The sequence below is a fragment of the Moraxella sp. Pampa genome (genome assembly GCF_035181385.1).
In the GTDB taxonomy this organism is placed as follows: Bacteria; Pseudomonadota; Gammaproteobacteria; order Pseudomonadales; family Moraxellaceae; genus Moraxella.
Genome location: NZ_JAXCJK010000001.1, coordinates 334493 through 358624 on the forward strand (window position 1 = coordinate 334493; position 24132 = coordinate 358624).

24 protein-coding genes, 1 other RNA gene and 1 pseudogene are annotated in these 24132 nt (G+C 40.8%); 13 read left to right on the forward strand and 13 right to left on the reverse strand.

The genetic code is table 11. The features are described from left to right. The first annotated feature begins 6 nt into the window (after window positions 1-6). Together R0123_RS01590 and R0123_RS01595 are read left to right on the forward strand one after the other, a co-directional pair. Entirely contained in the window at window positions 7-945 is a 939-nt protein-coding gene (locus tag R0123_RS01590) for a lysophospholipid acyltransferase family protein (RefSeq protein ID WP_323843226.1), read from the forward strand. Further along, the gene (locus tag R0123_RS01595; RefSeq protein WP_323842853.1) at window positions 938-1696 is read left to right on the forward strand and encodes a glycosyltransferase; all 759 of its coding nucleotides are present in this window, start codon (window positions 938-940) and stop codon (window positions 1694-1696) included. The genes R0123_RS01590 and R0123_RS01595 overlap by 8 nt, the downstream gene beginning before the upstream one ends. Before the next feature lie 73 nt (window positions 1697-1769). On the opposite strand, the gene R0123_RS01600 is transcribed toward R0123_RS01595, so the two are convergent. Beyond that, window positions 1770-1940, reverse strand: a complete 171-nt coding sequence (locus R0123_RS01600; RefSeq protein WP_323841511.1) for a hypothetical protein — start codon at window positions 1938-1940, stop codon at window positions 1770-1772. Window positions 1941-2205: 265 nt separating this feature from the next. Between R0123_RS01600 and R0123_RS01605 the strand changes: the two genes are divergently transcribed. The 3 genes from R0123_RS01605 to R0123_RS01615 all read left to right on the forward strand — a co-directional run bounded on the left by R0123_RS01605 (window position 2206) and on the right by R0123_RS01615 (window position 5630). Continuing rightward, the gene (locus R0123_RS01605) at window positions 2206-2412 is read left to right on the forward strand and encodes a DNA gyrase inhibitor YacG (RefSeq protein WP_416381475.1); all 207 of its coding nucleotides are present in this window, start codon (window positions 2206-2208) and stop codon (window positions 2410-2412) included. A gap of 70 nt (window positions 2413-2482) precedes the next feature. Then, a complete protein-coding gene (locus R0123_RS01610) occupies window positions 2483-4078 on the forward strand; it encodes a phospholipase D family protein (protein WP_323842854.1) in 1596 nt (531 codons plus the stop codon). 169 nt (window positions 4079-4247) lie between these two features. Next, window positions 4248-5630, forward strand: a complete 1383-nt coding sequence (locus tag R0123_RS01615) for an MFS transporter (protein WP_323842855.1) — start codon at window positions 4248-4250, stop codon at window positions 5628-5630. A 79-nt stretch (window positions 5631-5709) separates the two neighbouring features. Here the strand turns inward: R0123_RS01615 and rpiA are convergent, their stop codons facing one another. From rpiA to R0123_RS01650, 7 genes are all read right to left on the reverse strand, one after another. Beyond that, complete coding sequence (gene rpiA, locus R0123_RS01620) at window positions 5710-6375, reverse strand: ribose-5-phosphate isomerase RpiA (protein WP_323842629.1); 666 nt, start codon at window positions 6373-6375, stop codon at window positions 5710-5712. Window positions 6376-6517: 142 nt separating this feature from the next. Next, window positions 6518-6614: signal recognition particle sRNA small type (gene ffs, locus R0123_RS01625), an RNA gene on the reverse strand. A gap of 70 nt (window positions 6615-6684) precedes the next feature. Next, window positions 6685-7188: a SixA phosphatase family protein gene (locus R0123_RS01630; RefSeq protein ID WP_323841515.1), complete on the reverse strand. Its 504-nt coding sequence runs from the start codon at window positions 7186-7188 to the stop codon at window positions 6685-6687. Between the two features lie 2 nt (window positions 7189-7190). After that, window positions 7191-8492, reverse strand: a complete 1302-nt coding sequence (locus R0123_RS01635; RefSeq protein WP_323842856.1) for an NAD(P)H-dependent glycerol-3-phosphate dehydrogenase — start codon at window positions 8490-8492, stop codon at window positions 7191-7193. A gap of 72 nt (window positions 8493-8564) precedes the next feature. Then, complete coding sequence (locus R0123_RS01640) at window positions 8565-9140, reverse strand: nitroreductase (RefSeq protein WP_323842857.1); 576 nt, start codon at window positions 9138-9140, stop codon at window positions 8565-8567. Between the two features lie 16 nt (window positions 9141-9156). Continuing rightward, a complete protein-coding gene (gene zapE, locus R0123_RS01645; RefSeq protein ID WP_323842858.1) occupies window positions 9157-10257 on the reverse strand; it encodes a cell division protein ZapE in 1101 nt (366 codons plus the stop codon). Window positions 10258-10303: 46 nt separating this feature from the next. Continuing rightward, complete coding sequence (locus R0123_RS01650; protein WP_323842859.1) at window positions 10304-10960, reverse strand: alpha/beta hydrolase; 657 nt, start codon at window positions 10958-10960, stop codon at window positions 10304-10306. Window positions 10961-11262: 302 nt separating this feature from the next. Here R0123_RS01650 and R0123_RS01655 point away from each other — a divergent pair, with 302 nt between their 5' ends. From R0123_RS01655 to R0123_RS01675, 5 genes are all read left to right on the forward strand, one after another. Next, a complete protein-coding gene (locus R0123_RS01655; protein WP_323842860.1) occupies window positions 11263-12333 on the forward strand; it encodes a sulfate ABC transporter substrate-binding protein in 1071 nt (356 codons plus the stop codon). 195 nt (window positions 12334-12528) lie between these two features. Next, window positions 12529-13440, forward strand: coding sequence for a sulfate ABC transporter permease subunit CysT (gene cysT, locus R0123_RS01660; RefSeq protein WP_323842861.1), 912 nt, complete (start codon window positions 12529-12531; stop codon window positions 13438-13440). 59 nt (window positions 13441-13499) lie between these two features. Then, window positions 13500-14351 carry a sulfate ABC transporter permease subunit CysW gene (cysW, locus tag R0123_RS01665; RefSeq protein WP_323841522.1) on the forward strand — a complete coding sequence of 284 codons (852 nt, stop codon included), beginning with the start codon at window positions 13500-13502 and terminating at the stop codon, window positions 14349-14351. 107 nt (window positions 14352-14458) lie between these two features. Next, window positions 14459-15172 (forward strand): sulfate/molybdate ABC transporter ATP-binding protein, encoded by a 714-nt coding sequence (locus R0123_RS01670; RefSeq protein WP_323841523.1) that lies wholly within the window; start codon window positions 14459-14461, stop codon window positions 15170-15172. Window positions 15173-15295: 123 nt separating this feature from the next. Further along, window positions 15296-16081, forward strand: coding sequence for a hypothetical protein (locus R0123_RS01675; RefSeq protein ID WP_323842862.1), 786 nt, complete (start codon window positions 15296-15298; stop codon window positions 16079-16081). Window positions 16082-16097: 16 nt separating this feature from the next. Here R0123_RS01675 and R0123_RS01680 read toward each other — a convergent pair whose 3' ends face one another. After that, a complete protein-coding gene (locus R0123_RS01680; protein ID WP_323842863.1) occupies window positions 16098-17849 on the reverse strand; it encodes an amino acid ABC transporter ATP-binding/permease protein in 1752 nt (583 codons plus the stop codon). Next, window positions 17842-19662 (reverse strand): thiol reductant ABC exporter subunit CydD, encoded by a 1821-nt coding sequence (gene cydD, locus R0123_RS01685; protein WP_323842864.1) that lies wholly within the window; start codon window positions 19660-19662, stop codon window positions 17842-17844. Before cydD ends, R0123_RS01680 begins: the two co-directional genes overlap by 8 nt. Window positions 19663-19845: 183 nt before the next feature. On the opposite strand from cydD, the gene R0123_RS01690 reads away from it, so the two are divergent. Next, the gene (locus R0123_RS01690; RefSeq protein WP_323842865.1) at window positions 19846-20322 is read left to right on the forward strand and encodes an MgtC/SapB family protein; all 477 of its coding nucleotides are present in this window, start codon (window positions 19846-19848) and stop codon (window positions 20320-20322) included. Window positions 20323-20475: 153 nt separating this feature from the next. On the opposite strand, the gene fumC is transcribed toward R0123_RS01690, so the two are convergent. Further along, window positions 20476-21867: a class II fumarate hydratase gene (fumC, locus tag R0123_RS01695; RefSeq protein WP_323842866.1), complete on the reverse strand. Its 1392-nt coding sequence runs from the start codon at window positions 21865-21867 to the stop codon at window positions 20476-20478. Between the two features lie 149 nt (window positions 21868-22016). Here fumC and R0123_RS01700 point away from each other — a divergent pair, with 149 nt between their 5' ends. Beyond that, on the forward strand, window positions 22017-22592 hold the full coding sequence (locus R0123_RS01700) for a 5-formyltetrahydrofolate cyclo-ligase (protein WP_323841529.1): 576 nt from the start codon (window positions 22017-22019) through the stop codon (window positions 22590-22592). 113 nt (window positions 22593-22705) lie between these two features. On the opposite strand, the gene R0123_RS01705 is transcribed toward R0123_RS01700, so the two are convergent. Together R0123_RS01705 and R0123_RS01710 are read right to left on the reverse strand one after the other, a co-directional pair. Beyond that, a complete protein-coding gene (locus tag R0123_RS01705; RefSeq protein ID WP_323842867.1) occupies window positions 22706-23380 on the reverse strand; it encodes a hypothetical protein in 675 nt (224 codons plus the stop codon). Between the two features lie 71 nt (window positions 23381-23451). Further along, window positions 23452-23577 (reverse strand): annotated as a pseudogene (locus R0123_RS01710) (TerD family protein); the annotation flags it as partial. 57 nt (window positions 23578-23634) lie between these two features. On the opposite strand from R0123_RS01710, the gene R0123_RS01715 reads away from it, so the two are divergent. After that, window positions 23635-24090: a helix-turn-helix transcriptional regulator gene (locus R0123_RS01715; protein WP_323842868.1), complete on the forward strand. Its 456-nt coding sequence runs from the start codon at window positions 23635-23637 to the stop codon at window positions 24088-24090. The last annotated feature ends 42 nt before the right edge of the window (window positions 24091-24132 follow it).

A 24132-nucleotide genomic window follows, 5' to 3' on the forward strand; every position in this document is an offset into this window, starting at 1 on the left:
GTGTGGTTGGGTTTATTAATGTTTAGACTCATCAGGTTCGTGCCATTATCGCTACTGCGTATTTTGGCACGAGTTGGTGCCAATTTGGCACGCATGGCAGATGCCAGCATTTATCGAAGTATTCGCAAAAACCTTATAATGGTACACCCTCATCTATCAGGTGAGGAGCGAAAACAACTGTCATTACAGGCTCTAAACAATCAGCTCATCAGTAGTGTTGATAGCTTAAAAAGTTGGGCGATGCCTCCAGAGTGGTCTATCAACCAAATCAAAAATGTGCATGATTTAGAAATCTTGCAGCGTGGGTTGTCACACCCCAATGGTATGCTTGCCATCGTACCGCATATCGGTACTTGGGAGATGATGAACGCATGGCTCAATCAATTTGGTAAGCCCGTCATCATGTATAAGCCTGCCAAATCAGTAGCGATGGACCAATTTATTTTACAAGGTCGTCAAAGGCTCAATGCCACACTTGTCCCCACTGACACCAAAGGTGTTAAGGCCATTTTTAAAACCCTAAAAGAAGGCGGGTTTAGCATCGTTTTACCCGATCATGTTCCTGATTTGTCTGGCGGTACTATTGTACCATTTTTTGGCATACCAACCCTAACCAGCACTCTTGCACCAAAACTGGCACAAAAAACAGGTTGTGCCTTAGTTGGCCTTAGTTGCATACGCTGTGATAATGATGACGGCTTTGAGGTTTTTTGTTACGACTTTAACAGCTCTGTACTTTATGACAAAGACATTGTTGTTGCAACCAGTGCACTGAATGATGCCATACAATCAATGATTGACAAACACTTTAACCACTATATGTGGGGTTATCGTCGTTTCAAATTCACACCATTTGGCCAAAATCCCTACTTATTACCCGAACAAGAGCTCATTAAGAAAATCCAATCCTGCCCTTTAATTACCACAAGAGAAGTCCATGACTGACAATTCACCTGACACCAACTACATCATTTGCATGAAATGGGGCACAAAGTACGGTGCAGAATATGTCAATCGTCTGTACAACATGGTTCAGCGTAATATGACCCTACCCTTTACTTTTGTATGCCTGACAGATGATGCTCTAGGTATTAGAAAAGAGGTTGTTTGTTACCCGATACCAGAATTAAACCTACCGAGCAATATTCCTGAGCGTGGGTGGAAAAAACTCACCACTTTCAAGCCCAAGCTTTATGACTTAAAAGGTACGGCACTATTTTTAGATATTGACATCGTCATCGTTGATAATATTGATTGTTTTTTTACACATCAAGCACAACACGAAGACAGCGTGATGATCATTCGTGATTGGAAGAAACCATGGCGAATGGTCGGTAACTCATCAGTATATCGCTTCAAAGTTGGTTACCACACTTATCCAAACCTGCTTCAATACTTTGAGAATAATTTTGAAAAAGTACGCTCTGAGTTTCGGCATGAACAGGCGTTTTTGTCCAATTATCTTCGCGAACATCATCATTTAGAATATTGGGACGCATCGTGGTGTGTCAGCTACAAATATCATTGCTTACAAAAAATTCCTTTTTCATATTTTAAACCGCCCATTAAGCCAAAAGATGCCAAAATCATCGTATTTCATGGGGAAATTAATCCGCCAGATGCCATCACAGGTGGTGGTGGCAAGTGGTATCGCCATGTTTTACCCAGCGATTGGATTAAAGACGCTTGGCAATAAAACTCAAAATGTCATTTGACGACAAAAAAAGCACTAGTAATTAGTGCTTTTTTTTATAAAAAAACGGTTCAAATCAACGCTTAAACATATCACCTTGACGGTTTTTCTTCACATACTCAATCATGCAATCACGCAATAGTTGGCTTGCTGTACGGTTGTTATCTCTTGCCGCTTGTTTAAATTGCTCAACCAAATTTTTATCAACACGCATATTAAATGTGGTTTGCTCGCCGTGCATTGCCATAGTTTGCCCTTTTTGTCTGTAAAATGTGATGAAAAATAGGTTGTAGATTATAACAATATTCATAAAATTTTCAAGTATTTATGTGTGTTTTTCGTAGATTTTTAAAGACATCTACGATATGGCTTCAATACATTTAAAAAGCACATCAAAACACACGGCAAAAATTTACCTACTGTTTCTTGCACAAAAAACAAAACATAATACGATAAAATTTGATGCTTTATGGTAGAATAAATCTAATTTTTTAAATACAATTTTAAATACAATGCACAAGATTGGCTCTCATACCTACCCCTGTCCCACTTGCAAAACCCTAACCATATGGCAAGACAATCCAACCAAACCCTTTTGCTCTAAGCGTTGTCAGTTGATTGACCTTGGTGAATGGGCATCTGAAAACTACAAAATAGCAAGTTTAGACACGCCATTTAGTGATGAAATCAACACGCTTAATGACAACCAACTTGATTAAAATCATATTGGCAAAAATTTGTTAAAATTGTTAAAAATTGTATTTTATACCAATGATATTCACCAAACCCATGTCTTATTGTAGACCAACTTTTGCCTTATTGACTTTGACTGCCTTGGTGTCATGCCAAAGTTTGCCAACGACTGCACATCTACCAAAGAGTCAAACACTTACTCAAAAAGCTCAACTTAAACAACAAAAATCCAAAAATCCTTCAATCTTGTCAGGCTATCTGCTTGATATGCAACAGCAGGACAAGGTCAATTTATCAGGCTATTATCCAATCGCTACAGGGATAAATGCCTTTGCTGCTCGCAAGGTTTTGGTTGATACAGCAACAAAAACCATCGATATTCAATACTATATTTGGCATAATGACGAAGCAGGCCAGATGATGATTTATGACTTGTGGCAAGCAGCAGAGCGTGGTGTGCTGGTACGCCTTTTGCTTGATGACTTTAATAGCTCTCCCAAGCTAGACGAGCTTTTGCTTGCCTTTGCCAAACACCCAAATGTCGCTGTACGCCTATCCAACCCTTTTACTTATCGTCGTTTTCGGGCAATAAGTTTTTTCACCGAACCCATCAGAATCAACCGAAGAATGCACAATAAAAGCATGACTTTTGATGGGCAATTAAGCATTATTGGTGGTCGCAATATCGGCAATGAATATCTTAACAACACCAAGCACAATAATTTTTCTGACATGGATGTACTACTCATTGGCGATGTGGTTAGTGATGTGGGGGCAAGCTTTGAAGATTACTGGTCATCTGGCACCAGCTATGACATTGAAACCATCGCCAAACCCACCTCAAAAACATTGCCAGAATTAATCAATCAGACACTCTTAAATAGCAATGATGCCATCAATAACCAAAAAAAATCTCTAAATACTTACTGGCATGCACTTAAACATTCAAAAATTGGCAAAGATTTGCTGAACAAGCAAGTGCCATTTCGCTGGGCAACCATTGAATTTTTAGCAGATGATGTTGATAAATTAACAAATAACGCTAATTTGGACACGCACCTTGTCAGCCTTTTACAATCAAGACTAGGACGCCCTATAAAAAATCTTAGCATCATTTCATCATATTTTGTACCAACCAAAAAAGGCGTGCGTTTGTTAAGGCGACTTGCCAAAAGTGGCGTAAAGGTGAGAATTTTGACCAACTCTTATGACGCTACTGATGTCGGTGCTGTCCATATAGGTTATGGGCATTGGCGTCATGATTTGCTAGATGCTGGGGTTCATCTGTATGAACTTAAATCCACCGCCACAAACACAAATGCCGATATCAATAAACTGTGGAGAAACAAACAAACAACCACAACAAGCCTGCACGCTAAAGCTTTTTCGGTGGATAATGAAAAAGTATTTATTGGTTCTTACAATATTGACCCTCGCTCCGCCAATTTTAACACCGAACTTGGCGTAATCATTCATGATGAACGGCTTGCTGGACAACTGCATAACGCTCTAGATAGCCAAAAAATCTTAAACCAAGCTTATAAAGTTATACTAACCAAACAAAATACCCTTGAATGGCACACACTTGAACACGGTAAATACACCATTCATCAAAATGAACCTGACATGAAGCTTGGGCATCGTGCTGGCGTGGCAATACTAAGTTTGATGCCAATTGATTGGCTGTTTTGATCAAAAAAATAAACAACTATTTTTTGATAACTAAAAAGCACTTTAACTAATATTACCAAATTTCTGATATAATCATTTTTTGTAACCAAATCATCATAAGCCTTACCAAGCCATCATTTTTTAGTTTAGCCAAGCACATATCATCAGCAAGGCGACGACGGATAACTTCATGCAGCTAAACACGACAGAGCTATTAAACTCCAAACATTATTCTATCATGGCCATCACTGTGTTGTGCTCAACGGTGGCGTTTTTTGATTTTATTTCATTTGTTTATTTGGCAGACCTATTTTCGTTGATTTTTTTTGGTAATCAAGATGATGTGTGGATAGGATATCTACAAACCTTTTTTCTATTAATCACAGGCTATCTAGCAAGACCTGTCGGTGGATTGCTTTTTGGCAAATATGGCGATACTCATGGCAGAAAACCCGCTTTCATGCTTAGCATACTGGGCGTGATGATAACAACACTGTTGGTTGCACTTTTGCCCACTTATCAACAAATTGGTATCATTGCACCGCTACTGCTTATGGTTGCTAGGTTTGGACAAGGTGTTGCCATTGGTGGTGCATTGCCAGCTGCATGGACTTTCATTGTTGAGCATCTACCCATCAAAAACATCGGCTTGGGTTGTGGTCTTGTTTGTGCCAGTAGCATGTTATCGTATTTGGTGGTGATTGGTCTTGTTGGATTTTTACAAGACACACTCACTTCGACTCAGATGCTCAGCTACGGCTGGCGAATACCATTTCTTATTGGTGGCACTTTGGGCCTAGTGGCAGCTTTTTTACTCAAAAATCTGCCAGAAACCACTGTTTTTGACAATATCACCAAACCTATAGCCTCTCTTAAATCTTATATTGACAGCATTCATTTACAAGAACAACCCAACTCCGCTACTTTAATGCCTTCTGAACAATTTTCCTTGCATCATGCAGGTTTGCTGGTTATTTTAAAATCCATCGTTGTGCGTCATAAGCTCAGTGTCATCATCTCGGTGCTGATATCATTCATCATTGGTAGTTCGGCAATATATTTACCCGCATTGATCATGCCACTATTAGCAAGCCATTATCAAATTTCTAATGAGTATTTATACTTTGGCAGCGTGATTGGTCTGATTTTTCTCATGCTTGGCTCTATCATGTTTGGCTATTTAACCGACAGATTTGGGGCAGGTCGTGTGCTGGCATTTGGCGGATTACTCTTAATTACCCAAGTGATGATTTTCTTTCATCACCTACAAAATGGCGGTTCATTGATTCTACTTTGCTTTGCCTTACTTGGGCTATCCAATGGCTTAATTGGTGCATTACCATCTATCATGACACGGATATTTCCCGCCAAAGTACGCATGACAGGTTTGGGCATCTGTTATAATACCACCATTGCTGTCATTGGTGGCATTTTGCCATTTGTATTGGGTTATGCCAGCTTTTATTTCTCATTCGCTCCTGCACTATATTTGGCGGTTGTGGGTATGTTGGCAATCTTTTTAAGTTTCTTTATGTATTATACGCCACGATCTGAACGAGATTTGAATAGATAAGCATTGCTTTTGGTGGATATTCCACAATGTCATAAAAATACCCCATCATGAATGTGGGGTATTTTTGGGTCATCGGCAATCAAAATCTGACAGTCTCAACACCATCATCGCTTGCTTTTAGCATGAGCGTTGCCGACTGCCGAGAAAAAACACCGTGACACACCACACCAACGATATTATTCAATACCTCTTCAACTTGCTTTGGATTGACAATGTCTAAATCGTAAGTGTCTAAGATGATATTACCATAATCGGTAACAAAACCCTCACGATACACAGGTTCGCCGCCTAGTTTTACCAGCTCACGAGCCACATAAGAACGAGCCTGTGGCAATACCTCCACCGCCACAGGAAACCTACCCAACTGACTGACAATTTTTGAGTCATCAACCATACAAATAAAAGACTTGGACGCTGCTGCCACAATTTTTTCTCGTGTCAAAGCACCGCCACCACCTTTAATCATGTTACCAGCAGCATCAATCTCATCCGCACCATCAATATACAGATCCAACTCACCCACGCTATTTAAATCAAAAATTTCAATACCTAAGGCACGCAGCTTATCTTCGGTAACCTTTGATGATGACACAGCACCTTTGAGATTTACTTTTGGCAATAGCTCAATCAAGCAGTTTACGGTACTGCCCGTTCCCACACCCAAAATCATACCATCTTCAATGTGGCTTAGGGCGGCATTCGCAGCAGCTTGTTTTTGGCTAAGTTTTGGGTCAATGGTTGTCATATCACACCTAAATTAACAAATGATGGTTTAAATAATGATTATTGTACTGCAATTGGTTAAAAATTAGTAGAAAAATTTTGCACCAAAAATAAAATATTTAATAAAATCAATAGCTTATATAAATATAAGACAAAAAAAATGACTTCATCAGCACATCTTCGGCACACCTTATATCTACTACCGTTGCTACCTTCCGGTCCTGGCGGGGTTCATAGTATATGGTTGCGAAGCTACCGATGAAGCCAAGTTTGTATTATACTTGATAATTTTAAATATGCAAGGGTTTTATAAGATTTTTTGGTAATGTGTTCATGTCTGAATTGGCGTAAATTGGGCGATTTGCGTTGCCAAACCCTCTGCAATCACAGGTGTGTCAAACACACGACATTCTGCCAGTTCAAAAAACACAGGCGATGTACCGTCTAGCGTGGCTGCCAAATGAGCAATGATGGGCATATGGGATACAATAACTACGGTCAAATCATCTATCGCTGTGCCAAATTGATGACAAACAGCATGGTCAATACCATCAAGACCGACGGCAGGATTATCATCAGGTGTGATGTTTTTAACTGTCATAAAAGCGGGATTTTGCCCTGCACAAATAAGCTCATTTAAAATGATGCTGGCTGTCTGATTAGCACGATGATATGGGCTGGTGATGACAACATCAACAGGATTGTTTTTGGTGAAATTTACCAAAAAATCTGCCGTTTGGCTTGCCTGCATCTTACCAACATGGGTTAAGCGACGCCCCGCATCATCATCACAATAAGGCTCAGCTTGCCCATGCCTTACTAAAATCAATTTCATCATCATTCCCAATCAATAGGTTTAGATTTGGCATTCTTGCTCGCCTGCAATACCTCATCAAATTCTTGACTTAGGCGTGCATTACTCTCATCATGTGGCATGACAAATTCAACATCACTACGAAAACCTGTCTCCATCAAATTTAATGCCACGCCCAGCGGTGATTTGTTTTCGTACAGCACAGCATGTAAGGCGTGCGTAATGGGCATATACACGCCAAGCTCTTTGGCACGCTCATGGACCTGCAAAATGGTATTGACGCCCTCTGCAGTTTGTCCTAGCTTTTTGATGGCATTTTCAAGAGTCATGCCCTTGCCCAGCATATTGCCGATGCGATAATTACGACTTAGCACCGAATTGCAAGTGGCATACAAATCCCCCACCCCAGATAAACCTAAAAAAGTTAAGGGATTTGCCCCTGTTGCTACACCAAATCGGCTCATTTCTGCCAAAGCACGAGTCAATAGCATGGCCTTGGTATTATCCCCAACATCATAAGCTGCCGCCATACCCATGGCAATGGCATAAATATTTTTCAAGGTGCCACCAAGCTCAACGCCCTTAATATCGTCAGAAGAGAACACACGAAAAAATGCACCATGTAAAGCCTCTTGAACAGCGGTACGCAGCAGCTCTGATGATGATGCAATAACGGTGGCAGAGGGCATGTTATCCATGATTTCAACCGCCAAATTTGGACCACTCATCACACCAAAATTCACCTGAGGCAAAACCTCCTTGATGATGTCGCTCATCATGGCAAAAGTCGCCTTTTCCATACCCTTGGTTAAAGACACCACCGCCTGATGGGTAATAAACGGTTTGATCTGTTTGAGCATCTCTCGAAATGCTGAGCTTGGCACGGCCACAAAAATGATGTCCTTGCCCTGTACGGCAGACTTTAAATCATGGCTAAATTTTAGATGCTCTGACAGCTTATGATTTGGTAGGTATTTTTTGTTGATGAGGTTTTTTTTCATTGACCTAACAGCTGACTTATCTCGCACCCAAAGTGTTGCATCACAGCCATTTTTAGCTGCCATATTTGCCATCGCTGTGCCAAAGCTACCACCACCAACAAACACTAACTTCAATGGAATATTATCTGCTTCATCTTTGGTTTTTGTATCCGATGACTTAAGGGAATTTTTTTTCTTTTTTAAGCGAGCAAATTTGGCAATGCTTGCAATGATAGAGCCTTGCTCACCAGAGATTTTGATGGTTTGCATCACATCAATACCACCACTTGCCACATCAACAATTTTTTTGACCTTTGAATGATTGATTGACTTAGGTAATTTCATAAATTAGCCTTTTGTATTTTAATTTAGCACATTTAAAAAAAGAGCTTTAAGAATGATGAATGGTGGCAATATTTAGCGATAATACTCAACAAACTCATTTAAATCCATCTCACAACGAGCAGGCATATTCACACTACTTGAACCCACATAAACAAAACCACAAATCATGTCCTTATCTGCCACCTTAAAATATGTCTTCACTGGCGGCGCATTACTTAAAAGACCAGTACGCCAAACCGTGTGATAACCCAACGATTCAAAGGCGAGTAATAAGTTTTGTATTGCTGCACCAACACTGAGTATCTGCTCAAACGATGGTACTTTTTCATGCTCTTTGATGTCAGTAGCAACAGCAATAATCATTGGTGCACGCTGCGGCATATTTAGTAGCTTTTGACAAGTCATGTCATCAAGTGGCTTGGTACAACTTGCTTGCTGCGCCTTTAATAAAACCTTGCCAAATTCAATCAGTGCATTGTTGGTTAATACAGTAAATCGCCATGGCTTTAATTGCTTATGATCAGGTGCAGACATTGCAGCACGCAAGGCAATGCTTAATTCATCATCTGTTGGCATGGGCAAGACCAAATTACCAATACTGCGACGAGCCTGTATGGTGTCAATCATAGGATTTATTTGAACAGTCATGACTCACTCCTTGTATTCATTCTACACGATGTTGCTCTGCCAAATAATCTTCTGATTGCATTTCTAACAGTCTTGAACGAGTTCTTTCAATCTCAAAAGCAAGCTTTTCGCCTTGATATAAATCCAAAATTGATTGTTCTGCACGCACCAGCAACTTGACACGGCGATCATAAAACTCATCCACCAAATAGATAAATCTACGCACAGGATCCATCAGCGTATCAGTCAAGGCAGGGACATTATCCACCATCACTGTATCAAAATCATTGGCAATTTCAATAAAATCTGCTGCCGAACGCGGCTGCATACACAACATACGAAAATCAGCAAGCAACATGGTCTCGGTACGCTTAATGATTTCAATCTCTCGTCCACCAATGCTGATAGGTTTGGTGCTCACCGTCTGCCCTGCCGACAGTGTATCAAACCGCTCAGACAGCCAATTTGCTGTCTCATCAAGCAGTGGGGAGCTGTACAATTTAGCCTGCTTTAACAACCTGAGACGATAATCCACACCAATATCAATATTCATGACAGTGGTATTTTTTTCAACTTGAGCAATGGCAGGCAAAAAACGATTGCGATGAATGCCATTTTTATAAAGTCCTGATGGCTCAATATTTGAAGTTGCCACAAGAGTGATGCCTCGCTCAAACAGCATGGTAAATAAGTCGCCCAAAATCATTGCATCAGATACATTTGACACAAAAAACTCATCAAAACAAATGACCAAAGCTTCATCATGAATGATGTCAGCGACCTTTTGCAATGGGTCTGATTGCCCCTGCAACTTAACCAATTCAAACTGCACACGCTGCATAAAATGATGAAAATGCATACGCATTTTGCGTTTGATTGGCAGGCTTTCATAAAACATATCCATCATCCAAGTCTTACCACGCCCAACACCGCCCCACATATACAGCCCTTTGGGTGGCTTAGGCTTTGACTTAAACAAACTGGCAAAAAATCCTTGCTTGGCACCATCATTCATCGCAATGATTTTATGATGTAGCTCATCTAAATAAGTCATCGCTTGTAGCTGTACAGGGTCTTTACTAAAATTACCTGACGCTAAAGCGGCTTGATAACGCTCAATGGGCGTTTGAATGACCATGATTGTCCTTAAAATTTGTTAATTTTGTTAAATGATTACATGTATACTAAATCGTATTAGCGATTAAGGCCTGTTTTAAATCCGTCAACCTACCATGAAAAAAATGCCCAGCATCTGCCATGACTACTTGCCCAAACTTGCGTTCATCAGCAAACTGTTTTAATGCCTTTGGTGCAACCAGCTCATCTTTATCACCATAAATCACAAAAGCATTATCCGCTTGTAGTATCAGGTCGTTTGTATCATTACGCGCAACAGACGGAGCAATCAGTGCCAAATTTGCCAAATGCAGACCAGAAAAATCACCGCCCATTTTGTGGTGATGGCTGATTAAATCCGCCATACGACACGCCACAAAACCGCCAAACGAAAACCCACCAAGCCAAAGTTTGCGTGCGCTTGTCTTGGTCATTGCCCATTTTAACACCGTCTGTGTGTCCATAAATTCACCATCGCCATATTCAGACACACCCGATGAGCGACCTACGCCACGGTAATTAAAGCGAACCACATCCATGCCAGCATCTCGACAAAATCTATACATGGTACTGACCACTTTATTGGTCATGTTACCACCACCAAGTGGATTTGGGTGGCAAATGATGGCAAGCATATCGGTAGGCTGTCTGTTGCCATCTTGCCAAATCGCATCAACCTCTAATACACCATGTGGTGCATCAATCAATATTGTTTCGTGAATCATTGCTCATTATTCTTTGTTTAAATTTTTCTATTATAACACATATGGCGTATTTTCGTGGTGTTATGGGTGGATTTTAGGCGAAGTTTTTTGTGACTTTTATGGCATAAAAGCTTTTAGAGCGTAAATACAAAAATATGAAAGGTTTTTTGCTCAATTGCAACACAAGCCATAGCAAATGATGAAAATTCCAAAACAGAATAACGATTTCCCTTTTTTTACCTAACCTTTTGAAAGGTTCTGCTTTACAATACCTTCACTTTTTTAATCTTAACTTTTTTTTATTTTTATTTGGAAAAATGACCATGAAAAAAATTCTCACGCCCTCCGCCATTGCCTTATTCGCTTTTGCATTGACTGCTTGTGGTGGCAACAGCCAAAATGACACTGCCAAAAACGCTGAAAATAAAGACCATGCCAATCATCAAGTAGAGCTACTCAATGTCTCTTACGATGTAGCCAGAGACTTTTATAAAGACTACAACCCTATTTTTGTTAAACATTATCAAAGCATCAATCCTGATGTCAAAGTCAACATTAAGCAGTCACACGGTGGTTCCAGCAAGCAAGCTCTGTCAGTAAAAAACGGCTTAGAAGCAGACATTGTTACCATGAATCAAAGCTCAGACATTGAGCTACTTGCCGACAGCCAGCTTGTGGACAGTCAATGGCGACAAAATTTTCCAAATAATGCCATTCCTTTCACCAGTACGATTGTATTTGTGGTGCGTGAAGGCAATCCAAAGGGCATCAAAGATTGGGCAGACCTTGTTAATAAAGATGTACAAATCATCATTGCCAACCCAAAAACCACAGGTAACGGTCGTTACGCATTCTTAGGGGCGTATGGTTACGGCCTGCACACATTTAATCAAGATAAACAAAAAACACATGAATTCATCACCAATCTACTTGCCAATGTCAAAGTCTTTGAAAATGGCGGACGAGCAGCAACCACAACTTTTGCCCAAAGACAGCTTGGCGATGTGCTAATCACCTTTGAAAACGAAGCCAACATCATCAAAGAAAAATTTCAAGGCACTCAAATCGTCTACCCAAGCTATACCGTCAATGCTGAAAACCCCATAGCGGTCGTGGATACGATAGCCAGCAAGAAAGGCACTACCGACATTGCCAAGTCATACCTAAACCATCTTTATAGCGATGAAGGTCAGGAATTAGCGGTCAAATACTTCTTGCGTCCAAGCAATCCTGATATCCTAGATAAATACAAAGACCGCTTTCCTCAAATCCAGACTTTCTTTCCAAATGATGTCTTTGGTGATTGGAAATCTATCATGCAAACTTACTTTAAAGAAGGTGGTGTGTACGACAAACTGGCGGTCAGTGCCACTGGCGAAGTAGTGAGCAAATAAACAAACACCAGCTCAAAACAGCAAAAAAGCTGAGACAATACTCAGCTTTTTTGCTGTTTTGTATCGATTGATGACATCAATCAATTGTTTAAATTCCAAAATTTCAAATACATATTCCATTTTAACAATACTATAATTTTGTCAATCTTTTTAAAATAGTCAAAATTTTACAAAACCCACAAGACAAACAAAACCATGACAAGCACTCATAGCCCAGATGATTTAATCACAGGCCCGACCAAGCACTGGCCTAAAAACAAACAAAGACGCATCATGCCTTTTTTTGGTTTGTCCATGGGCATCAGCATATTTGCTCTATCTCTTTTGGTGGTTTTGCCCTTTGTGATGATGATTTTAACCACCTTACAAATGGGCATGGACGATATCATTAGCACCATCAAAGAACCACAGGTATTTCACGCCATTAAGCTGTCTTTGTCCATGGCAGCGCTTGCCACTTTGACCAATCTTATTTTTGGCACGCTGATTGCTTGGGTATTGGTGCGTTATGATTTTTGGGGTAAGTCATTCATCAATGCTCTGGTGGACTTACCCTTTGCCCTACCGACTGCCGTTACAGGCATTGCACTTGCGACACTATACGCACCCAACGGCTTATTTGGGCAAATATTTGCCAAACTTGGCATCGCCCTGACAAAAGAGCCCATACACATTGCTTTTACTCCTATCGGAATTTGGCTCGCCCTTGTTGTGGTATCTTTTCCTTTTATCGTGCGTGCAGTACAGCCTGTCCTTGCAGAATTATCTGTAGAGTTTGAAGAAGCATCTGCTGTGATGGGAGCTAATCGCAGAACAACTTTTATCAAAGTCATCTTGCCAGAGATTGCTCCTGCCATGCTGATTGGTGCAGGCATGATGTTTGCCAGAGCTACAGGCGAATACGGCTCGGTGATTTTTATTGCAGGCAATATCCCCATGAAATCTGAAATATTGCCATTGATCATTGTGTCAAAATTAGAACAATTTGATGTGGCAGGGGCAAGCTGTGTGGCGTTATTCATGCTGATTGTATCATTGTTGGTGTTATTTGCGATCAACTTTGCCCAATGGAAATTATCAGCAAGACTTGGTGCAAAAACAAATTAATTTTAACTAAAAAAGTACATTGTTGATTTACAAAGAATATCAAATAGTTGAAACAAAAAATGACAACCCAATCTACCTACGATTATCAAAATCACCCTGCGACCAAAGATCCCATATGGATAAAGTGGTCGCTCATTCTACTGGCGGTCAGTTTTATGGCCATCATGCTGGCCGTACCGCTGATTGCTGTATTTTATGAGGCACTCAAAGAGGGGCAAGAGGCGTACATTTCCGCCTTGTCAGACCCTGATGCTTTACACGCCATTAAATTAACCTTGATGACAACAGCCATCGTATTGCCAATTAACACCATCATTGGCGTGGCACTTGCTTATTTGATTACACGCCATAAATTTAGAGGTAAATTCATCATCACCACTTTGCTGGATTTACCCTTTGCAGTATCGCCAGTAGTGGCAGGATTGATGTTTGTGCTGTTATTTGGGGCGAATACAATGATTGGTGGGTTTTTTGAAAGCATGGGTATCAAAATCATCTTTGCTACGACAGGCATTGTACTTGCCACACTTTTTGTTACCTTCCCTTTCATCGCACGAGAGCTCATACCGCTCATGCAATCACAAGGTGATGCTGAAGAAGAGGCTGGACTGACACTTGGTGCAAGCGGCTGGCAGATGTTTTGGCATATTACACTACCAAACATCAAATGGGCATTATTTTATGGCATTATTCTAACCAATGCACGAGCAATGGGTGAATTTGGTGCGGTGTCAGTGGTGTCTGGGCATATCCGTGGTGAGACCAATACCATGCCACTCATGATTGAAATTGCTTATAATGAGTATGCTTTTACTACTGCCTTTGCCATGTCTAGCCTACTTGCCCTGCTTGCTTTGCTGACACTTGCTGCACAAAATATATTAAGCAGACAATACAAAGGCAGGCATTAACCTAAATAAAAACCCAAATGGCATATAGTTATTTTTAATATACGCCCAACTGTACAAATTTGTACCCAAAATGAATTTAAACCAAAAAATTTAAAACTGGAATGAATATGAGCATTGAGATTAAAAACATTCATAAGCACTTTGGCGATTTTACCGCTCTCAACGACATCAGTTTTACGGTCAATTCTGGTGAGCTGACTACACTGCTTGGTCCTTCTGGCTGTGGCAAAACAACACTTTTGCGAATCATTGCAGGGCTAGAAACCTCAGATACAGGAAGGATTTTTTTTGATGGCATTGATGTAACAGATACACCCGTACAAAAGCGAGGTATTGGCTTTGTCTTTCAAAACTACGCCTTATTTCGCCACAAAACCGTTGCCGACAACATTGCCTTTGGCCTAACCTTATTAAAAGAACGCCCCAGCCAAAAAGAAATTGACGCTCGAGTAACAGAGCTTCTTGATCTTGTGCAATTGCCTCACATCAAAGACCGCTACCCACACGAACTGTCAGGCGGACAACGCCAACGCATTGCCTTAGCAAGAGCCATTGCCACCAATCCCAAATTACTACTTTTAGATGAGCCGTTTGGAGCCTTAGATGCCAAAGTACGCAAAGAGCTTCGTTCATCGCTGCGACAAATACAAAAAGACATTGGCATCACCAGCATTATGGTAACACACGACCAAGAAGAGGCGATCACCATCTCAGACACCATCGTTGTCATGAATCATGGCATGATAGAACAAATAGGAAAGGCTGATGAATTATTTATTAAGCCCAACAGCGAATTTGTGGTGGACTTTTTAGGTCTTTGATCTTTTTAGGTCTTTGATATGACATGATCAATCATTTTGGCATTGTTGGTTTTTTGGTGAATTTAGTTGCTCAAAAACACTAAAATTTGCTACAATGAACAAAACTTTAAATACACCTTTCTTATGACCAACCATTCACATTTCTACTCAGACACCCAAGAGTCCCAAGGAATCTTAGGTAACTTTGCCCAAATCAGCGGTCTTGATGGCGACCGATTGCTTGAAGACTTATTTTTCAACTGGCAACAAACGCTTGGCAACTTAAAACACAGCTATGCCAATGCTACTAGCCATTTGATTGATGAAATCAGCGTACCTGTCAGTCAAAAAATCATCAATGACTCACTGGATAATTTTGTGGTAAAAAATGTTGACATGCTACATCATTTGCGATTAGACATTCATGATGGGTGGCTCAGATTATATGCCACCATAAATATCAAGGGCATCTTTGCCAATGTCGCCAGCAATTTTGAGCTGGTGCATTTACAGCTTGATGGACACACTCAGCGATTGGTGCTACGCCAAATCAGCGATACCGATGTGCTTGAACTGCATACCAAATCCTGGTGGCAAGCACCTTTGGCAAAGTTTGCTCTGCGTGCTTATCATGTCATTTTTCGCAAAGACCCCTTGCCCCTGATTTTAAGCCAAATTGAAATCAAAGGCGTGCCATTCACCGAACACAAAGGGAGTATTGTCTATCTTGAACTTGGACGCTGGCTTGGTAAAGTTGATATCATCATAAATACCATCAAAAAAATACAAATCAATCAAGGCATCTTGGAGCGAGAGCAATTGATTTTAAAAGCCGCACCTAATTTTTCAGAAATTTTAAGCTTAGGCGACCCAAACACACCCATCATTACCGAAAAGGACAACCCAAAACAAGCATCATCAAAAAGTTAGGGTCAATCTTTTGCTGTCAGCCCACTTTCATCACATCAGCTTCACACATCTGACCGCATCTTTGATGAGTAGAGATGGCAAGTATACCAATCTTGCCATCTTTTTGCATATCAATCAAAGCATTCCATACAATTTGGCGAGTGGTACCGTCCAAGCCTGCAAATGGTTCGTCTAATAAAAGTACTTTTTTAGGCGTAAGTAGCAGGCGAGCCAAAGCCACACGCCGTCCTTGACCACCAGAAATCGCCATGCCATACTCACCAAGTGGCGTATCTAGCCCTTTTGGCTGAGACTTTGCCCAATCAGACAAATTAACCTTCTTCAGCACCGCCCACAACTCATCATCACTGGCAGATGGTTTACCAAGCCTTAAATTATCTGCTAAAGTTTGATCAAAAATATCAACATTTTGTCCCAAAAACCCCAATGTTTGACCAAAATCAACCTGCTCAATGTCAAGTTTGGTGGTTTTGGTTCCATCAGCATTCAAACCGTCAATCCAAATTTCACCACTCATGCGTGGCACTTCCCCTGCCAATGTTGCCAGCAGTGTAGATTTGCCCGCTCCAGATGCACCGATTATTAGCATGGGTTTATGCGGTGTCAAAGTAGCATTAATACAATCCGTTTTGAGTATGGCAGATGGCATTTTAACCGAAAGATTTTTTAAGGTAATGGTAAAATCACCTTCAATGGGCTGTTTATTATTAGTTAATCGAGTCCCTAATAAGTCATTGATGCGTTTTTTAGCATTCACACTGCGACCAAAAGCAAGTGGTTCATTCACCAACACCGACATGATTTCCATCAAGCCAAATACCCCAAGTGTCAAAGCAAGTATGATGGCAGGGTTTAAAGTAGTATAATCACCCAAATTTTTAAGTGTCAATGGGACAATTCCTTGCTCAAACAGACGCCCTGCCATCATAAGCAAAGCAATAACAGCCACCGCCAAACTCATCTGAATCAACAATTGGGCAATGCGTTTATTTTTTAGCACTTGCATGCTAAACTGATGATATTGCTCATCATACTCAGCCAGCTCACGCATACCATCACCCCAACGGTTCCATGTCAGTAGTGCTGTCAAGGCAGGCAATGTATTTAACAGTTTGCTTTTACGCAAAGTAATGAGCCTGCTTTCAGAGCTTGCCAAGCCAATGCCTCTTTTTAAAGTCATTAGTGCAATGACAAATGACAATGCCGCACACGCCACGACCATGATGGCATTTGGTATCATTAATAGCACCATCAGCGACAACACCACCACTGCAACTATTGCTACTACAAAAGGTGAGATCACACGCAAAGGAAACTCATCTAGCGTATCAATATCATGCACAAGTCTTTGCATGGTTTCACTACTACCACCCTTTTGTACTCGCATGGTTAAAGGTAGCTTTGCCCAATGAGCAAAAAATTTGACTCGCAAATCTTTAAGTAGGCCAAATACCGCATGGTGCGAAACCATTAAATCACCATAACGAGCAAGCGTTCTTGTCATGGCAAAACCACGAATGATCAAAGATGGTAAAAAATAATTAAAAGCATAAGAGGCTAGCCCTAACACTCCGACCACGCCTGCCATCGTAATGAACCAACCTGCAAGCATGGCCAAACCCAGTGCCGACAACATCGTCGCAATACTCAATATCCACGCAATGCTCCACAATAACTTTTGGCTCGATAACAACTCTCTTAAACGAAATTGGTGATTGTTATTTTTACTGTTACTCATCACACCACCGTCCATGCCATCATCACTCATGTTGCACCGCCTTATCGCTCATGTTTTTATGCAAGGCATTTAAATCATGAACCCTATCAAAATCCACACCCACACCATCATGAGTTACCCAAATCACGGTTTTGCCCACACTCACACGACACAACAGCTCTTTAATCCACCCTGCTGTTTGACCATCTAAATGCTCGGTTGGTTCGTCTAATAGCCATACTTTGGCATCTTGTAATAGCAATTGAGCAATAGCAAGGCGTTGCCCCTGACCGCCAGATAGCCCACCGCCACGCTCAAAAAGCATGGTATTAATGCCATCAGGCAGTGTTTCAACCAAATTCCATAACCCCACTTCTTTTAGGACTTGTACAAGTTTGGCATCGCTAGCATCTGGTTTGGCAAGTCGCAAATTATCCGCAATCGTCATCGGCAACAACGGAGCTGCCTGCGATAAATAGCCAAATTGAGTGCGTAATTGTGCCACATCAATTTCATCGTAGCATATAGAGCCATCATTTGTATGAATGATAACATCACCCTCACAATCACCAAAGCCAAGTAGGATTTGTAAAATTGTGGATTTACCCATGCCACTCTCCCCCATTAGGGCGGTGCGTTTGCCAGCTTCAAAAGACAAGCTTGTTGGTCTTAGGCGAATCCGCCCATCATCACCAAAGGCAGCAATATTTTTGAGCTCAAAACCAGGAGCTAAGCTTAAATTTGGCATCATAGAGCCTTGTTGTTTGGCCTTAAAATCTAGCATTGGGGTAATTGCTTTGGCACACGCCACGGCTTGTCCTTTGATGTGGTATTCTGCCCCAAGTCGGCGAAGTGGTGCATAAAATTCAGGCACAAGCAATAAAATAAATAAAGCGATACCATAAGTTGTGTGTGTTTGTTCTGTTCTCCAAGGCAGTACACCCATTAAATCAAAGCCTAGATACACCGCCACCAAAGCAATTGACAAAGCAGTCAAAAACTCTAATGCCGTGCTATTTAAAAAAGCTATTTTTAATACGCTCATTGTGCGTTTGCGGTAATTTTCAGAGCTTTTTGCAATGTCTGATACTGCCATGTCCACCGCTCCTAGCCGTGATAGCGTATTCACACCACGAATCCAGTCTAAAAAACGCCCACCAAGCTGTGCCAAAGCGTCCATCTGCTCACGGCTTTTGCGAGCTGTGGCAATGCCAATACACATCATAAAAATTGGCACAAGTGGTGCGGTCAGCAATAAAATCAAAGCCGAGGTCGTACTATAAAATGCCACACACCCCGCCAAAATAAGAGGTGTGGTTATGGCCGTTATTTTTTGAACCTCAAAGCGAGCATAACCAACCAGATGATCAGGCTCATCAATGATTTTGCTTGCCAACGCACCATCTGACCCAAAATAACGCCGAGCCTGCCCAAGTCTAGCGAGTTGATCAAACAGCCGTTTTCTCACAGACTTAGCAACCATCAGGCCAGCATTTGTTAAAATCACATCACGCCCATAAGCAATGACAATACGCCCAATTAAACAAGCAAAAAGCAAGCCTAAGCTTATCCTCAATACCAACCCATCACCAACCGCCCCATTGGGCAAAGGTGTATTTTTTATGAAAGCTGATAACCAAGCATCAAACAGCCATGCCAAAACATACGCCTGCCCCACCAACAGTATGGTACTTACCACATCTAATAACCATGCTAATATCATGGATTTTTTAACAGGTTTAAAGGTTGCTTTTAAAAAAGCAGTGGTCATCTTATCTTGAGAGCCATTTTGTTCTTTAACTTTGGTTGCTCTGGTTGTTGGCGATGTGGCAAGGGAACTGACACTGGAATCTTGTGTGGTCATGATGACAGCTTTTGAAGGCAAAATAAATGTTTAATTATCGCTAAATTTGCCCAATTTTTCAAGGCAAAAGCATAAAAATTCATTTTTATTTAAAAATACAGTGCATCACACTAACAACCATTTGGCAATTATGACAAAAATTTCTGCTATAATAAGCACCCATCTAGCCAATTTGAATTTTGTATGCCAAGCATGAATCATGTACTTTCCACATTGTTTGATTTTGATTTGGACATTGTTTTGACCCATGTCATACAGATGGTCGTGGCATTTGGTCTGGTAATGCCTATTGGTTATCATCGTGAAAATAGCAAAGAAAATATTGGTCTGCGTACCTTTCCGATTGTCAGCCTTGCCAGTTGTGGCTTTATGCTACTTGCCATTGAAATCATTGGAGATGATGGTGGCATGGGCGAATTGATGGCAGGCATTATTGGTGGCATTGGTTTTATTGGCGGTGGTGCAATTTTAAAAGAAAAAGGCATGGTTGAAGGCACATCAACAGCAGCAGCCATCTGGTCGGCAGGTTGTATCGGTCTTGCTGTGGCAATGGGTCGGCTTGAAATTGCGGTGGTGGTCAGCGTTTTTACTTATTTAATTTTTCAATTTGCCAAGCCCATCAAAAAAACCTTTACCGAGCAGTCGGACGAAAAAGATTAATTTGCCAATCATTGTTTGCTTTTTTGTATGATGCCAGCACGCATACGCAAATTTTAAAAATTTGACAGAAATTGACGCCAAAAATAAGAGCAAATCCAAAAAAGAATTTGCTCTTATTTTATTCAATTTTTTTAATCTTTTTTTGATTTTTGCTTATTTGGGTGCAACCATCTCGTGGGGCTTGACCCACTCGTCAAACTCGCTTTCACTCAAAAGGTTCAGCTCTACCGCCACTTGCTTTAAGGTTTTGTTTTCTTTAAAGGCGGTTTTGGCGACTTTGGCGGCGTTTTCATAGCCGATTTTGCGATTGAGAGCGGTAACCAGCATCAATGAATTGTGCAAAAAGTGGTCAATTTTTTCACGGTTTGGTTCAATGCCCACCGCACAGTTGTCATTAAAACTTGTACACGCATCAGCAAGCAAGCGAATGGACTGCAACAGATTGTAGCCAATGACAGGCATAAAGACATTAAGTTCAAAATTGCCAGATGCCCCTGCCAAGTTGATGGTAACATCGTTGCCCATCACTTGTGCCACCACCATCGTCATCGCCTCCGATTGGGTGGGATTGACTTTACCAGGCATAATAGAGCTACCTGGTTCATTTTCAGGAATGGACAACTCGCCCAAGCCACAGCGAGGGCCAGACGCAAGCCAGCGGACATCGTTGGCGATTTTGTTGAGACTTGCTGCCAAAGTTTTTAGAGCGCCTGAGGCAAACACCTCAGCATCTCGTGCCGCCAAAGCCTCAAATTTGTTGGGGGCGGTTACAAAGGGCAAGCCTGTCAATTGGGCGATTTGTTCGGCGGATTTGACGGCATAGTCTGGGTGGCTGTTGAGTCCTGTGCCCACCGCTGTGCCACCAAGGGGCAACTGGTACAAGCCTTGCAAGGCGTTGTCAAGGCGAACCAATGCCAAATCCAGCTGTGCCACATAAGCACTAAATTCTTGCCCCAAAGTGAGTGGCGTGGCGTCTTGTAGGTGTGTGCGTCCGATTTTGACAATGTCGGCAAAGTCATCGGCTTTTTTGGACAAGGTATCACGCAGTGCCTTGACCGCAGGAATGAGCGTTTGGTTGATTTGCACTGCACTTGCCACCCGAATGGCGGTGGGGAAGCTGTCGTTGGTGGATTGGGCGTGGTTTACATGGTCGTTGGGGTGAATGGGCTTGTACGAGCCTTTGGGGCTACCTGCCAGTTCGTTGGCGATGTTGGCAAGCACTTCGTTCATATTCATATTGGACTGTGTGCCTGAGCCTGTCTGCCACACCACAAGCGGAAATTGGTCTAGATGTTCACCTGCCAAAATCTTGTCGCACGCTTTGATAATCAGTTGTTTTTGTTCGTCTTCAATTCGCCCCAAAGACGCATTGGTGATGGCAGCGGCTTTTTTGACGGTTGCCATCGCTTGAATCAACGGCTGTGGCAGGGTTTCGCCACCGATTTTAAAATTATCACGGCTACGCTGGGTTTGGGCACCAAAGTAGGCTTGGGCGGGGACTTGTACCTCGCCCATGGTGTCTTTTTCAATGCGAATGTCGGTCATAAAATATTTCCTTTTTTAATACAAAAATTGTTAAAATGATTGAATTGCTATACCATCATTAACTATACCATCATTAAAATTAATTTTCAATCACTAATCATTATCATTTTTAAATGATAATATTTTCTAAATAAACTTGGAAAGCCATCATGGTCAGCCACTTAGATAGCGGTCATTTACGCAAAACCATTCGTCAGCAACGCAAAAATTTGACCACCAAACAACGCAAAAATTTTGCATTTTTAGCAAATTTGCACCTACCAAAATTAGCTAAAATTTTACCAAAAAATGCCAAAATTGGACTTTATCTGGATAATTTTGGCGAGTTGCCTACTGGTGTGATTGTCAAATTTTGCCAAAAACATGGCTTTATGCCCTATTTACCAATCACCAAAAAAGAAACAGCCTTAACTTTTTCTCCAGTATTTTATGATTTAAAAAAAATACCACTAAAACGCCATGCACTTGGCATGAAAGAACCATTTGCCAAAAATACTGTCTTAGCCAGCCAGCTAGACTGCATCATCTGCCCTTTGGTGGCGGTGGATCAGCTGGGCAATCGGCTGGGTATGGGTGGCGGGTTTTATGACCGCACCTTTGCCACTTTTAGGGGTTTAAAAGTGGGCTGGTGCTATGACTTTCAGATGGTGGAGCGATTGGTGGTGAATGATTGGGATTTGGGGGTGGATATGGTAGTAACAAATAAAGGCATTATTAGATTTTAAGCAAGGTTGAAGCATTGAACAAGTGAATATTTTTTAAAATATCAAAAAGACACTCTACAAAGAAATAAAAAAAACCGCTTAGCACATCAGCGGTTTTTTTATGTCAAAAAAAATTATTTAGAGCCTCGACCCCAACTAAATCCCCATTTATAATAATCATCACATTCTTTATGACCTTTATGAAAAGTAATTTCTTTTCTTACCATCATTTGATTATCTATAAAATCAATGCTTGCGATAGCACAAAAGCCTCTACTATCATTTTGCTCGCCCATTTCAACGACAATATCAGGCTGACTTGGGACTTTAATGGTTACGATCGCATCGGAATGTGCCCATCTTGCAACACCATCATAAATAAAGCAGTAGATGATAATCCGCTTAAGCTCTTTAATACCTCGTGGATTTATCAAAATATTTTCACCTGTAACACTATCTCCATTTCTGTCGTCTCCACAATGCCAAATCCAAGGAGCTTGGGTGTAGCACCCCTGAGCGGTTTGTTGCGTCCTTGGGCCACCACGATTGTGCGAAAATTGTACGCCGTCAATTACACCTGCATGACCACTATTTAACTGATAGTAGCACCCCAAATCCAAGTCAACATCTCGAACAGTGTTAAATAATTTAAGTAAAAATCGATTATCACTTTTATTTTTAGACCAGTTTAAATTAATAATAATCTCATCACTGCTTTTTGATAAGTTTATTTTAGTTGAATCACCTGATTTCTCCAACACAATTTTACTTAAAGAAATCTTAGGCTTTTTTGTGATATTTATTACCATTTTATACCCTTATCTAATTAAAAAAATAAAGAATGAATAGGTCATTCTTTATTTTTTAAGCTTACAGATTGTTAAATATTAATACCATAATTTCTGGCCAATGCCCCTAATCCACCTGCAAAACCTTGACCAATAGCACGAAATTTCCATTCAGCATTATGTCTATATATCTCACCAAATATCATAGCAGTTTCGGTAAATGTTGCTATACACGATTAACCACCAACATACAATGTTTGCAGAATGCACAATTTATGGTTAAAATCACTCAAAAAGTGGGTATTATGAAGAATGTCAATCAAAAAATTAAGATTATGCGAGAAATTAATCAGTGGTCTCAAGAAGAAATGGCACAAAAGTTGCATATGTCTGTTAATGGTTACGCCAAGATAGAACGTGGTGAGACGAAGCTGACGTTAAACAAACTTGAGCAAATTGCACAGGTCTTTGATTTGGATGTATTTGAATTCATGCAAAGCACAAATAAAAATATTTACTTTTTGATGAATAATGATAGTGCTGATAATAACACGGTATATTGCGGTTCTGATGAGAATATGATGAAAGAAAATGAAAAGTTAAAATTATCTTTAAAACATAAAGATGAACTGCTAGCTAATAAAGATATTTTATTAGCACAGAAGCAAAATGAAATAAATTCTTTAAGGGAGATTATCGGATTGTTAAAGCAAAATAAAGCGATGTCCTAAACCATCGCTGAAAATAAGGCATAAAATAATTCATCAAAAATT

Bases quoted from the DNA above. Each gene is read 5' to 3' on its own strand.
- R0123_RS01680 (WP_323842863.1), bottom strand. From the start codon at position 17,849: ATGAGTGATGATGGCATGGACGGTGGTGTGATGAGTAACAGTAAAAAT.
- R0123_RS01640 (WP_323842857.1), bottom strand. From the start codon at position 9,140: ATGACTGTTCAAATAAATCCTATGATTGACACCATACAGGCTCGTCGC.
- R0123_RS01600 (WP_323841511.1), bottom strand. From the start codon at position 1,940: ATGGCAATGCACGGCGAGCAAACCACATTTAATATGCGTGTTGATAAA.
- cysW (WP_323841522.1), top strand. From the start codon at position 13,500: ATGACAACCCAATCTACCTACGATTATCAAAATCACCCTGCGACCAAA.
- fumC (WP_323842866.1), bottom strand. From the start codon at position 21,867: ATGACCGACATTCGCATTGAAAAAGACACCATGGGCGAGGTACAAGTC.
- R0123_RS01595 (WP_323842853.1), top strand. From the start codon at position 938: ATGACTGACAATTCACCTGACACCAACTACATCATTTGCATGAAATGG.
- R0123_RS01615 (WP_323842855.1), top strand. From the start codon at position 4,248: ATGCAGCTAAACACGACAGAGCTATTAAACTCCAAACATTATTCTATC.
- R0123_RS01670 (WP_323841523.1), top strand. From the start codon at position 14,459: ATGAGCATTGAGATTAAAAACATTCATAAGCACTTTGGCGATTTTACC.
- R0123_RS01635 (WP_323842856.1), bottom strand. From the start codon at position 8,492: ATGAAATTACCTAAGTCAATCAATCATTCAAAGGTCAAAAAAATTGTT.
- R0123_RS01715 (WP_323842868.1), top strand. From the start codon at position 23,635: ATGGTTAAAATCACTCAAAAAGTGGGTATTATGAAGAATGTCAATCAA.
- R0123_RS01610 (WP_323842854.1), top strand. From the start codon at position 2,483: ATGTCTTATTGTAGACCAACTTTTGCCTTATTGACTTTGACTGCCTTG.
- rpiA (WP_323842629.1), bottom strand. From the start codon at position 6,375: ATGACAACCATTGACCCAAAACTTAGCCAAAAACAAGCTGCTGCGAAT.
- R0123_RS01675 (WP_323842862.1), top strand. From the start codon at position 15,296: ATGACCAACCATTCACATTTCTACTCAGACACCCAAGAGTCCCAAGGA.
- R0123_RS01705 (WP_323842867.1), bottom strand. From the start codon at position 23,380: ATGGTAATAAATATCACAAAAAAGCCTAAGATTTCTTTAAGTAAAATT.
- cysT (WP_323842861.1), top strand. From the start codon at position 12,529: ATGACAAGCACTCATAGCCCAGATGATTTAATCACAGGCCCGACCAAG.
- cydD (WP_323842864.1), bottom strand. From the start codon at position 19,662: ATGACCACACAAGATTCCAGTGTCAGTTCCCTTGCCACATCGCCAACA.
- zapE (WP_323842858.1), bottom strand. From the start codon at position 10,257: ATGGTCATTCAAACGCCCATTGAGCGTTATCAAGCCGCTTTAGCGTCA.
- R0123_RS01700 (WP_323841529.1), top strand. From the start codon at position 22,017: ATGGTCAGCCACTTAGATAGCGGTCATTTACGCAAAACCATTCGTCAG.
- R0123_RS01690 (WP_323842865.1), top strand. From the start codon at position 19,846: ATGCCAAGCATGAATCATGTACTTTCCACATTGTTTGATTTTGATTTG.
- R0123_RS01655 (WP_323842860.1), top strand. From the start codon at position 11,263: ATGAAAAAAATTCTCACGCCCTCCGCCATTGCCTTATTCGCTTTTGCA.
- R0123_RS01650 (WP_323842859.1), bottom strand. From the start codon at position 10,960: ATGATTCACGAAACAATATTGATTGATGCACCACATGGTGTATTAGAG.
- R0123_RS01630 (WP_323841515.1), bottom strand. From the start codon at position 7,188: ATGAAATTGATTTTAGTAAGGCATGGGCAAGCTGAGCCTTATTGTGAT.
- R0123_RS01605 (WP_416381475.1), top strand. From the start codon at position 2,206: ATGCACAAGATTGGCTCTCATACCTACCCCTGTCCCACTTGCAAAACC.